This is a genomic window from Pseudodesulfovibrio sp. (genome assembly GCF_028692895.1).
GTDB lineage: Bacteria > Desulfobacterota > Desulfovibrionia > Desulfovibrionales > Desulfovibrionaceae > Pseudodesulfovibrio.
In genome coordinates this window covers 1-10652 of sequence record NZ_JAQUWN010000094.1, presented here as the reverse complement: position 1 = coordinate 10652, position 10652 = coordinate 1, and the positions used below count along the sequence as shown (strand labels likewise).

Here is a 10652-nt window from a genome sequence, read left to right as displayed (position 1 = left end):
GCCCCCGTGCATGGGCGGGCCCGCAGGACCGAAACCGTACAGTTGCAGCGGTTCGCTCGAACCGCCGGCGCCGCCTTGGGCGTCCAGGGAGCGGGACGATGCGCCGCCGTCCGCCGAACCTTCGCCGCCCGCCGAACCTTCGCCGCCCGCCGAACCTTCGTTCTCAGCCGGAGCTTCTCCGCTTGCCGAACCTTCGCCGCCCGCCTGGCCGCCATTCTCGGGCGACTGCCCGCCGCCGTTGCCGGAGGGCTGGCCGGTCCCGTCGTCTCCGGGCTGTGTGGGGGGTGTCGGCGGCTGCCCTCCATCGGTCCCGGACGCGCCGGACTGCTGTTCGGAGTCGGGGGGGAGCGGGGAGGGCGGTTGCGGCTGATCTGGCATCTGTCGAACCTGGGGGTTGTGGTCGAATTCGATTCCCGTCACGGGTTTGGCCAAAGAGTCTGCTATTTGGTATCGGGAAATGGATGTGTTGGCAAGCCGCCGGAGCGGACGGCAGTGCTTTTGTCGCCTTTCCCGGGCGGCGATGCGGAGGGCGGTCGCCGGGGGGAATGCCCGGTCGGCATTCCCGGCCCCTGGCGCTCGTAAATGTTGAATGTTTTCGCGTCGTGGCCTATGGATGTGGCATGGAAAACCGTTTTGCCGGAACGGACGCCGCGCCGAAGCGGCGGTATCGCAGCGAGGACGGACATGAGGGTATTGAGTACGGGGAGCTTTCTCGCCGAGGGGTTTCGGGCCCTCGGGCACGAGGTCGTCCCCCTGGCCGCGGACGGCGACACGAGCCTGCAGACGCAGGTCGACGCATCGGGTTGCGCCCCTGACCTGGTGCTGCTGGAACTCTTCGGCAACAGTCCCATCCCTCGGGAAATCAGCCGGGTGCGGCAGCCGACGGTGGCCCATGTCATCGACTCCCCCCTCAACGAGTTTTGGCTCTTTCCGCTCCTGAAGTCCTTTGACCATGTCTTCGTGGACCAGCGCTCCTCGGCCGAAAAGCTGCGCGCCATCGGCATCGGGGCTCACTGGCTGCCTCTTTTCGCCTTCGAGCCGGACTTCCGGGACGCCCTCCCGGAGCGCCATTTCCTCACCTTTGTCGGCCGCATTACCGAGCATCGAAAGAAACGATTTAACTTATTGAAATTGATTGCAAATTATTGTGAGATTCATCAGGCGGAGGGGCTCGGCAGGTCCCGGACGCAGACCCTTTTCGCCGAGTCGCGCGTGGTCCTGAACGAGAATTTCTTTTCGGGCGTGAACCTGCGCACCTTCCAGGCCATGTCCGCAGGTTCGGTGCTCCTGGCGGAAAGGGGCGACGGCATGGACGAGCTCTTTACCGACGGCGAGCACTACGTGGCCTACGAGCCGGGCAACCTGCCGGAGCGGATCGACTTCCTCGAACGCAACCCGGAGGAGGCGGCGCGCATCGCCGCGAACGGCCAGGCGGAATGCCGGGCGCGGCACACAGCCCGCCACCGCGCGGGTTTCGTGCTGGAGCGGGCCGTGGGCAAGTCCGTCCGGCCGGGCGGGTCGGGCGCGGGCGATTTCCTCTTCTCGGAGGCGCAGGCGCGATATCTTCACGCCCTGCGTTTCGGCGGCAACTACGGCTACGCCGTGGCGCAACTGGGCCGGATTCCCGCCACGGACCCGCTTTTCGGCCGGGCCTGCCTGGTCCTCGGGCGAATCCGCGCCATGAACGGCGACGTGGACCGCGCGCGCGAATACCTGCGCGCCGCCGTGGACATGGGCGGACCGGACGGCGCAACGGCCCTGGCTCTGCTGCTCCTGATCCACCTCCACGCCGACGATTTCTGCCAGGTCGAGCGCCTGTTCGGTGAACTGCGGGACATGGCGGCGCATCTCCGGCCGGACCTGCCGCTGTCCGTGGACTTCGGGGAGGACCGCCGGATCGTCCGGCCGCGCCTCTTCCTGGCGCTGTCCCGGCTGATGCACGCCCTGGGAAACACCTTCCAGCTCGGTTTCGAGAAGCCCAGGGACCCGTATCCCGCGACGGATTTCGAGCTGGCGACCCTGGCCTGGGAAGCGGCCCCGACCGGCGAGGTGCTGGATATGCTCATCCGCTGCCTGGAGCGGGCGGGCATCGGCCCGGAGGCCCTGCCGTTCATCCGGCAGGCCATCCTGACGGGCCAGGCGTCGGACCAAAACATCCTCAAGGCCATCGACTTCGCCCAGGCGTATTACGACGTCGACCTGGTGAAGTCCCTGGCCGTGTCGCTGGCCGAGCGTCTCAGGCGCAAGCGGCGGGCGTAGGGGAATTCCGGCGCGGCCCTCCTTGCGAAGCCGGTCCCGTCACCATCGCCTTCCCTGAAAGCGGGAAGGGCAGCGACCCTTGCGTCTCCGTCCAAGCCGGCTTCCGGCCCTCTCCTTCCGCCGACGCGCGCCAGTCAAAAAATATTAAACTGTTGTTTATCCCCTAGTAATGAGGGGGGGAAGTACGCCATATCCCCCCCCATGGAGATTGAGTCTGTCCAGTCGGTCGCCACTTCCGGCCCTGGAGCTGAAGTCGCGCGACGCCATCGAGCGGCTGACGACCGCTACCGCCAGGGTCGTGGCCGATTGTCTCTGCGGGCGCGACAACGATGTCCGCGTCTTCCGCATCCCGCTCGATTCCCGGCCCGCCAGGCAGCAGCGCCATCGGCCGGAGCGTCCCCCCGCGCCCATCGTCGGCAGCGGGAACAAACAAAAAAGCGGTTGCATCCATTCAGATGCAACCGCTTGTTTTTTCTGGTAGCGGGGGCTGGATTTGAACCAACGACCTTCGGGTTATGAGCCCGACGAGCTACCAACTGCTCCACCCCGCGTCACGTGTGAAAGGGGTTCTAGGTGGATGGGCCGGGTTTGTCAACCTCTTATTTCCGGAGGATGAAAAAAAGTCGCTTTGCCCGGCGGACGGTTTCGGATATGTTCCGGGGAGGTCCTTGGCCGGTTTACTTTGTCGGGCAAATTCCGTAATCCATTGCGCCTATGAGCAACAAAGACAAATTCTCCGTGATCCTGCCCGTGTTCAACGAGCGGGACAATCTCAATACCCTGTTCGCAGAGCTCAAACGCGCGGCGGACGCCACCGGACGGCCCTGGGAGGCCGTGTTCGTGGACGATTGCAGCACCGACGGGTCGCTGGAGATTATCCGCTCCCTGGCCGGGGCCAACCCCGAGGCCCGTTACGTGGCCTTTGCCGAAAACAGGGGGCAGTCCGCCGCGTTCTGCGCCGGGTTCGACGCCGCAGACTCCGGCATCGTGGTCACCATGGACGCCGACCTGCAGAACGACCCGGCCGACATCCCGGCCATGCTCGACATCTTCGGGCGGGAGTGCGAGATGGTCATCGGCTGGCGCGCCCGGCGGCGGGACACCTTCGTCAAGCGCATCTCCTCGCGCATCGCCAACGCCATCCGCGACGCCATCGTGGACGACGGCGTGCACGACACCGGCTGTTCGCTCAAGGTCATGCGGGCCGACATGGCCCGGGCCCTGCCGCGCTTCAAGAACATGCACCGCTACCTGCCCATCCTGATGAAGACGGCCGGGGCGCGCATCCGCGAGGTCAAGGTCAACCACCGCGAGCGCGGGGCGGGCGTGTCCAAGTACGGCACCCTGGACCGCGCCCTGGCGGGCATCTGGGACCTCATCGGCGTCAAGTGGCTCATTTCCAGGCACATCGGCTATACGGTCAAGGAAAAGAAGTAGGCCATGCGCCTGCCCGCCTACTGGTGGCTGTTGGCCATGACGGTGCTGGGGCAGGGCGGATTTTTCGCGCGGCGGGCCATCCTGCGGCTGCGCCGGGATGCGGGCGGCTCCCCCGGCCGGGCCGAAACAGCCGTGCTGGCCGCGTCCTGCCTGGCCGGGCTGGCCTACGGCGCCGTGCAGAGCGACCCGGTCTTCGTGGTCGGGCAGGCGTGTCTCATGATCCTCTATTACCGCATGCGGCGGGAGAACGATGACGGATAAGCGCAAGGGCGGAAGCGGCGTTCGGGCCGCCATCAAGGGACTGGTCATGCTCGCCGGACTGGTTCTGGCCGTGTACCTGGCCCGGACCATGGGCGTGAACGACATGCTGAGGGACACGCAGTGGTTCAACGACCACGTCCTCGGCTCCGGTCCGCTTTCGGTGCTCATCTTCCTGGCCGTGGGCGCGGTGTTCACGGGCGTGGGCCTGCCGCGCCAACTCGTCGGGTTCCTGGGCGGCTTCGCCTTCGGCGTCACGGGCGGCACCGTCCTCTCCACCCTGGCCTCGGGCCTGGGCTGCGCCCTGGCGGCGGGCTATGCCCGCTGGGGCGGGCGCGAGCTGGTGGCCCGCAGGCTGGGCGGGCGGATCATTCGCCTCGACGGCTTCCTGCGCCACCGCCCGTTCAAGACCGCGCTGGCCATCCGCCTCTTCCCCCTGGGCAGCAACGTGCTGACCAACCTGGCCGCCGGGATCAGCTCCATCCCGCTGGCGCCCTTCATCCTCGGCTCCACCGTGGGTTACCTGCCGCAGAACTGCATATTCGCCCTGTTCGGCGCGGGCATGAACCGGGAGTCCACCCTGGGGGTGGCACTGTCCGTGTCCATGGGCGTGGTCCTCTTCGCCGTGTCCATCTGGATCGGCCTGGCCGTGTATCGCAGCTACCGGCGCGATGCGGCCGAGGCCGGGTTCAGCGTGCCGGACGAGGACTAGTTTTTTCCCGGAAAAAAACGCGAAAGGCCGTATTCCCAGGCCAGCCAGACGAATCCCGCCACCACCAGCCCGAGAAGCCAGCCCGCGAGCACGTCCGTGGGGTAGTGCTTGCCCAGGTAGAGCCGCGAATAGCCCACCAGCAGCGGCAGCAGCAGCGGCCAGCGCCTCAGGCGCGGCCACAGCAGCATGGCCAGCACGGCCAGACACATGGAGTTGGCCGCGTGGGCCGAGGGATAGGAGGTGCCTTTCTCCTTGGTCTGCACGAAGTCCATGGGGCGGCGCTCCCAGACCCCGTGGGCGTGGTGATAGATCCCGGCCAAGGCGTTGAGCGGGCGGACGCGGTTGATCTGCGACTTGACCACCCCGGTGGCGGCGTCGGAAAGGCCCATGCCGACGAGCAGGACGAGGACGAGGAGCAGTTGCCGTTTGCCCAGGCGCAGGGCGGCCAGCCCCGCGGCCAGGGCCAGGACGATGAACAGGGCGGTCTTGGACGAGAGCACGGGCATGATCGCGTCGAACAGGGCGCAGCGCCACTCCTGGTTGACGAGCAGCAGCAGGCGGAGGTCGAGGGCCGGGGTGAGGAAGAACATGGAACTCCTTGCGGGATGCGGTTTCCGGGGTTCATACCGTCCTTTGGCGCGGGCCGCAACGGGTGCGCTTGTCAAAGCGGGCAAATTCGTTCACAAGGAGAGCCCATGAAACCGAGAAGCGAGAGAGGGCGGCTGGCCCTGACCATGCCCCGGCTGAGCCGGTACGGCGGCGCGGAGTCCTTTGCCTGGCGGCTTGCCGAGGCCCTGGCCGCGCGCGGCCACGGGGTGGACTTCATCTGCGCCCGGTGCGAGACCGAGCCGCCGACCGGGGTGCGCCCGGTGACCGTGGGCCGCTTTGGCGGGCTTCGCCTGATAAAGACCCTCTGGTTCGCGCTCATGGCCGATCGGGCGGTGAAGCGGGGCGGCTACGACCTTGTGGTCGGCCTGGGCAACACCGTGAACCAGGACATCCTGCGCATCGGCGGCGGCCCCATCTCGGTATTCCAGCAACTTTCCAAGCGCGCCTGGCCTGCTGGTTTCGCACGCGATTTCAAGATGCTGCGGCGGCGGCTGGCTCCGGTCAACTGGGTCATCCGCTGGCTGGACGACGCGCGCATGCGCCGCACCCGGCGCATCGTCTGCGTCTCCCACCTGGTGCGCGACTGGGTGGTCCGGGCCCATCCCTTCCTTCGGGCCCAGGACATCGACGTGGTCTACAACCGCCCGGACCTGGGCCGGTTCGCCCGCGTCACGGACGCGGAGCGCGAGGCGTTGCGGCGCGAGGCCGGGATCGGGCCGGACCGGTTCGTCATCGGCACGGCGGCCACGAATTTCGCCCTCAAGGGGGTGCGCTACCTGATCGAGGCCCTGGCCGGGCTTCCGGAAAATTTCGAGCTGCACGTGGCGGGCGGACGCCATGCCGACAAATACCTGCGCCAGGCCCGCGCCCTGGGTGTGGAGGACCGGGTCCGCTTCCTGGGCAAGGTGGACGACATGCGCTCGTTCTACGGCCGCACGGACCTGTTCGTCCTGGCCACCTTCTACGACGCCTGTTCCAATGCGGTGCTGGAGGCCCTGGCCTGCGGATGCCGGGTGGTCTCCAGCGCGCTCAACGGCAGCGCCCACTTCCTGCCGGGGAAATGGGTCTTTCCCGATCCCTCGGACGTGGACGGGCTGACCAGCATTCTCGGGCGCGTGGCGGCCGAGGAGCGGCCCGGCCCCTTCGCCTGGCCCGACGACGTCCCCTCCGGCCTCGATCCCTACGTGGAGATGATCGAGTCCGCCCTCGCCCAAAAATAGAAAGCCGGGTCGCCACCCCCAAACGTTCAGCATAAGCATGGACTTTTATGCGTTATGTGATTAACGGGCAGGCATGCTGAACGCCATGCGCTACTCGGCCTGGGCGGCGACCTATGGCCTGAAGACGAAAATCCTGCGGCGGGACATCCCGTTCATCGGCGGGTTGGTCCTGAATGATAGCTGCAACCTGCACTGCGCGCAGTGCCGGGTGGCCAACACCGGCCGGGCGGACCTGACCTTCGACCAGGCCCTGGGCGGCCTCTACAGGTTCCGGGAGATGGGAATCCGGTCGGTGGCCATCACCGGCGGCGAGCCTTTCCACTGGACGGACGGGGAGAGGCGGCTTGAGGACGTGGTCAAGGCGGCCCGCACCCTGGGCTTCCTGGCCGTGGCCATATACACGAACGGCACCTATCCCATCGAGAGCTCGGCCGACGCCATCATGCTCGGCATGGATGGCGGCCGGGACGCCACGAGGCGTCTTCGGTCCGACGTCTTCGACCGGGTGATGGAGAACGTGCGCCGGTCGAATCACCGGAACATCCACATCAATTTCACCATCAACGCCAAGAATCGCCTGGAGCTGGACCGGTTCCTGGAAATGGTGGAAGCCGAACCCCATCTGGGCGGGGTGTTCTTCAACTTTCATACTCCCTACTACGGCAAGGACGAGCTGTTCCTCGGACGTGAAGAGCGGGTGGCCATCGCCCGCAGGTTGGTCTCCCTGAAGCGCCACGGTTCGCCGATACTGAATTCGCGGGCGGCCTTGCGGGCGTATATCCATGACGAGTGGAAGCGTCCGTCGACGGTCTGCCAGACCTTCTCCAAGGGCAAAATCTATCCCTGCTGCCGGGAAAACGCCAACCCAGCGGCCTGCCGGCACTGCGGCTACCTCGGGTACCTGGAAGTCCTGCAGGTGGTGAACTGGTCCCCGTCCGCCATCCTGGAAGGCTTCAACTACCTCAAAAAATGACCATGGGCAGCATCGCGCGCATCATCCGAAACCTGCTTGCCGGAAAGGAAAGCACGTTCACCTTCACCCGCATGGGCGAAATCCCGGTCATGGAGCGGGCGGACGTCCACCTCTACGTCCATGTACCCTTTTGCAAGGGGCATTGCCCCTACTGCCCCTATTACAAGCTGCCCTTCGACCAGGACCAGGTCAAACGGTATGCGAATCTGCTGATACGGGAAATCGACATCCTGGCCGACCTGTATGGCCGCCTTCGCGTCCCGTCCGTCTATTTCGGCGGCGGCACGCCCGCGCTGCTGGGCGACGACCTGGGCCGGGTCACGGGCCGTCTGGCGGACCGTTTCGACGTGGACGCCATCGCCATGGAGCTGCGCCCCGAGAATTGCGACCCGGAGGGCGTCGCCCGGCTGGCGGACGGCGGCGTGACCCAGGTTTCCATGGGTGTGCAGTCCTTCCAGCCGGACTTGCTGCAAAACATCGGCAGAGGCGTCACCGTCCCGGTCCTGGAAGAGGGCCTGGCGCGGCTGGCCGGGGCGGGATTCAAGGGGGTCAATGCGGACATGATGTTCGTGCTGCCGGGCCAGACGATGGGCCAGCTCAAGGCGGACATGGAAAGAATCGTCCTGGCCGGGGTCGACCAGGTGACCTGTTATCCCCTGTTCACCTTTCCCTACACCGCGGCGGGCAGGCATCTTGAGAGGAAACGGTTGCAGATGCCCTCCCTGGGGGAGCGCCACGATCAATACCGGTTCCTGTGGGATTTCTTCACCGCTCGTGGGTACGCGCCGACTTCCGTCTGGAGCTTCCTCAGGCCGGGCGCGCCCCGGTTCAGCTCCGTAACCCGGGACAGTTACATCGGGCTCGGGGCCGGGGCGGCTACCTACCTGCCCGGCCATTTCTGGTTCAATCCCTTCGACGTCGGCCTCTACCGGAACAGGCTCGACCGGGGACGGCTGGCGGGCAACATGCACATGAACGTCGGCCCGAGACTTTCCGATCTGTATTGGCTCTACTGGAGGCTCTACGAGACAAGGGTGCCGACAGACGGGTTGCGCGCCCGGTTTCCCGACCGGACGCACCCCATGCGGCTGATGATGGGCGCGATCACAGCGCTGGGCATGGGGCGGCGGGAAGACGGCCATATCCGGTTGAACCGGAAGGGGGCTTTCTGGGTCCACCTGGCCCAGAACCATTTCATGCTGGATTGCATCGACACGTTCTGGACACGGTCGCTGGACAATCCGGCAGCCGCCGAAATCAGAATCTAGGAAGAGGGCGCCGCCGCGCCGTCTCAATGCCGGGCAAAAGGAATCCCCCTGGCCGTTGATCGGCAGGGGGATTTCGATTCTGGTCTGGCGGCGTTCGCACTCATGTCGAACGCCTTGGGTCGCCCCGGCTTTCTTCTATTGATTTTTCAGGAAATCCTCGAAGTATTCGATCGTCTTGACCAACCCTTTGCGCAGCGGGATTTTCGGCTCCCAGCCCATGGCCTTCTTGGCCAGGGAGATGTCCGGCTTGCGCTGCATGGGATCGTCCGAGGGCAGGGGCCGGAAGACGATCTTGGACTTGGAGCCCACCATCTCGACCACGGCCTGGGCCAGCTCCAGGATGGTGAACTCGCCGGGGTTGCCCAGGTTCATGGGGCCGATGCAGTCGTCCGGCGTCTTCTCCATGAAGCCGATGATGCCGTCCACCAGGTCGTCCACGTAGCAGAAGCTGCGGGTCTGCCGGCCCTCGCCGTAGACCGTGATGTCCTCGCCGCGCAGGGCCTGGACCACGAAGTTGGAGACCACACGGCCGTCGTCCATGGTCATGCGCGGGCCGTAGGTGTTGAAGATGCGGCCGACCTTGATGCGCAGGCCGTGCTGGCGGTGGTAGTCGAAGAACAGGGTCTCGGCGCACCGCTTGCCCTCGTCGTAGCACGAGCGCAGGCCGATGGGGTTGACGTTGCCCCAGTAAGATTCGGGCTGGGGGTGGACCACCGGATCGCCGTAGACCTCGCTGGTGGAGGCCTGGAAGATCTTGGCCTTGATGCGCTTGGCCAGCCCGAGCATGTTGATGGCCCCGTGCACGCTGGTCTTGGTGGTCTGGACCGGGTCGTGCTGGTAGTGGATGGGCGAGGCCGGGCAGGCCAGGTTGTAGATTTCGTCCACTTCGACGTAGAGCGGGAAGGTCACGTCGTGGCGGATGACTTCGAAATAGGGGTTGTCCAGCAGGTGCAGGATGTTGTCCTTGCGCCCGGTAAAGAAGTTGTCGACGCAGATGACTTCCTGGCCCATGCCGAGCAGCCGCTCGCAGATGTGGGAACCGAGGAATCCGGAACCGCCGGTGACGAGAACGCGCTTTTTATTCATGGGCGGAATCTTGCAATAACATCCCGTTTTGTCAACAGGGTTCGCAGGTTGTGCTGCTCGGCCGATATCACCGGTTATGAGCGATTTTTCTCTTTTTGGGAGGGCTCTGTTGAAAAGTAATGTATGCTCAATGGTTGACGGGAACCGGTGGTCGTGAGAATTAAGCCTCATAATATTAAGATAATGGAGCATATAAGTGTTTGTTAACATTGTTGAATGCCTCGAAGGGGCGCGCCGGGCCAAAGGGTTGGCCGTGGTCATAGACGTGTTTCGCGCCTTTTCGGTGGCCTGTTATGCTGTGGATAACGGCGCGGCGGAGTATTTCGCTGTGGGCGAGGTGGGAAAGGCCAGGGAGCTGGCCGCGAAAAGGAACGGCGTCCTGGTGGGCGAGCGGGACTGCATCAAGATCGAAGGGTTCGACTACGGCAATTCCCCCACCGAAATCGAGCATGTGGATTTTTCCGGGCGCACCCTGGTGCACACCACCAGCGCGGGCACCCAGGGGCTGGCGGCCTGCTCCGGGGCGGACGAAGTCCTTACCGGCTCCTTCGTCAATGCGGGCGCCATCGTCGAGTACATCCGGGCCCGCGATCCAGAACTGGTCACCCTGGTGGCCATGGGCACGGCCGGAGTCATGCGCGCGCAGGAAGACATGATGTGCGCCATGTATATAAAAAATGAGTTGGACGGGTACCCAAACAGCTTCGAGACCCTGCGCAAGTTTCTGGCCGGGGTGGACAGCGCCGAGAAGTTCTTCGACGAGACCAAGGACTAAGCTCCGGAACGGGATTTCGAGTTGTGCATGAACCTGAACGCCTTCGACTTCGTGC

10 protein-coding genes, 1 tRNA gene and 1 pseudogene are annotated in these 10652 nt (G+C 65.3%); 8 read left to right on the top strand and 4 right to left on the bottom strand.

Going from position 1 to position 10652, the window contains the following annotated elements:
- Positions 1-432, bottom strand: a pseudogene (locus PHP91_RS15980) (hypothetical protein); the annotation flags it as partial.
- A gap of 252 nt (positions 433-684) precedes the next feature.
- Between PHP91_RS15980 and PHP91_RS15975 the strand changes: the two are divergent.
- Positions 685-2259 carry a glycosyltransferase gene (locus PHP91_RS15975; RefSeq protein ID WP_300143024.1) on the top strand — a complete coding sequence of 525 codons (1575 nt, stop codon included), beginning with the start codon at positions 685-687 and terminating at the stop codon, positions 2257-2259.
- 475 nt (positions 2260-2734) lie between these two features.
- Here the strand turns inward: PHP91_RS15975 and PHP91_RS15970 are convergent.
- A tRNA-Met gene (locus PHP91_RS15970) sits at positions 2735-2810 on the bottom strand.
- A gap of 163 nt (positions 2811-2973) precedes the next feature.
- Here PHP91_RS15970 and PHP91_RS15965 point away from each other — a divergent pair.
- From PHP91_RS15965 to PHP91_RS15955, 3 genes are read left to right on the top strand one after another with little or no spacing between them, the layout of a single operon-like run.
- A complete protein-coding gene (locus PHP91_RS15965) occupies positions 2974-3696 on the top strand; it encodes a glycosyltransferase family 2 protein (RefSeq protein WP_300143021.1) in 723 nt (240 codons plus the stop codon).
- A gap of 3 nt (positions 3697-3699) precedes the next feature.
- On the top strand, positions 3700-3957 hold the full coding sequence (locus PHP91_RS15960; RefSeq protein ID WP_300143018.1) for a lipid A biosynthesis domain-containing protein: 258 nt from the start codon (positions 3700-3702) through the stop codon (positions 3955-3957).
- Complete coding sequence (locus tag PHP91_RS15955) at positions 3947-4666, top strand: VTT domain-containing protein (RefSeq protein ID WP_300143016.1); 720 nt, start codon at positions 3947-3949, stop codon at positions 4664-4666. Before PHP91_RS15960 ends, PHP91_RS15955 begins: the two co-directional genes overlap by 11 nt.
- Here PHP91_RS15955 and PHP91_RS15950 read toward each other — a convergent pair.
- Positions 4663-5256, bottom strand: coding sequence for a phosphatase PAP2 family protein (locus PHP91_RS15950; RefSeq protein ID WP_300143014.1), 594 nt, complete (start codon positions 5254-5256; stop codon positions 4663-4665). The two genes, PHP91_RS15955 and PHP91_RS15950, sit on opposite strands and share 4 nt — an antisense overlap.
- Before the next feature lie 105 nt (positions 5257-5361).
- Here PHP91_RS15950 and PHP91_RS15945 point away from each other — a divergent pair, with 105 nt between their 5' ends.
- The 3 genes from PHP91_RS15945 (at position 5362) to PHP91_RS15935 (ending at position 8736) form a co-directional block, all read left to right on the top strand.
- Positions 5362-6495: a glycosyltransferase family 4 protein gene (locus PHP91_RS15945; RefSeq protein ID WP_300143010.1), complete on the top strand. Its 1134-nt coding sequence runs from the start codon at positions 5362-5364 to the stop codon at positions 6493-6495.
- Between the two features lie 73 nt (positions 6496-6568).
- On the top strand, positions 6569-7468 hold the full coding sequence (locus tag PHP91_RS15940; protein ID WP_300143007.1) for a radical SAM protein: 900 nt from the start codon (positions 6569-6571) through the stop codon (positions 7466-7468).
- A gap of 2 nt (positions 7469-7470) precedes the next feature.
- The gene (locus PHP91_RS15935; RefSeq protein WP_300143004.1) at positions 7471-8736 is read left to right on the top strand and encodes a radical SAM protein; all 1266 of its coding nucleotides are present in this window, start codon (positions 7471-7473) and stop codon (positions 8734-8736) included.
- A 135-nt stretch (positions 8737-8871) separates the two neighbouring features.
- Here PHP91_RS15935 and PHP91_RS15930 read toward each other — a convergent pair whose 3' ends face one another.
- Positions 8872-9822: a UDP-glucuronic acid decarboxylase family protein gene (locus PHP91_RS15930; protein WP_300143001.1), complete on the bottom strand. Its 951-nt coding sequence runs from the start codon at positions 9820-9822 to the stop codon at positions 8872-8874.
- 196 nt (positions 9823-10018) lie between these two features.
- Here PHP91_RS15930 and PHP91_RS15925 point away from each other — a divergent pair, with 196 nt between their 5' ends.
- Entirely contained in the window at positions 10019-10597 is a 579-nt protein-coding gene (locus tag PHP91_RS15925; RefSeq protein WP_300142998.1) for a 2-phosphosulfolactate phosphatase, read from the top strand.
- Positions 10598-10652 lie beyond the last annotated feature (55 nt).

Bases quoted from the DNA above. Each gene is read 5' to 3' on its own strand.
- PHP91_RS15945 (WP_300143010.1), top strand. From the start codon at position 5,362: ATGAAACCGAGAAGCGAGAGAGGGCGGCTGGCCCTGACCATGCCCCGG.
- PHP91_RS15955 (WP_300143016.1), top strand. From the start codon at position 3,947: ATGACGGATAAGCGCAAGGGCGGAAGCGGCGTTCGGGCCGCCATCAAG.
- PHP91_RS15965 (WP_300143021.1), top strand. From the start codon at position 2,974: ATGAGCAACAAAGACAAATTCTCCGTGATCCTGCCCGTGTTCAACGAG.
- PHP91_RS15935 (WP_300143004.1), top strand. From the start codon at position 7,471: ATGGGCAGCATCGCGCGCATCATCCGAAACCTGCTTGCCGGAAAGGAA.
- PHP91_RS15950 (WP_300143014.1), bottom strand. From the start codon at position 5,256: ATGTTCTTCCTCACCCCGGCCCTCGACCTCCGCCTGCTGCTGCTCGTC.
- PHP91_RS15960 (WP_300143018.1), top strand. From the start codon at position 3,700: ATGCGCCTGCCCGCCTACTGGTGGCTGTTGGCCATGACGGTGCTGGGG.
- PHP91_RS15975 (WP_300143024.1), top strand. From the start codon at position 685: ATGAGGGTATTGAGTACGGGGAGCTTTCTCGCCGAGGGGTTTCGGGCC.
- PHP91_RS15940 (WP_300143007.1), top strand. From the start codon at position 6,569: ATGCTGAACGCCATGCGCTACTCGGCCTGGGCGGCGACCTATGGCCTG.
- PHP91_RS15930 (WP_300143001.1), bottom strand. From the start codon at position 9,822: ATGAATAAAAAGCGCGTTCTCGTCACCGGCGGTTCCGGATTCCTCGGT.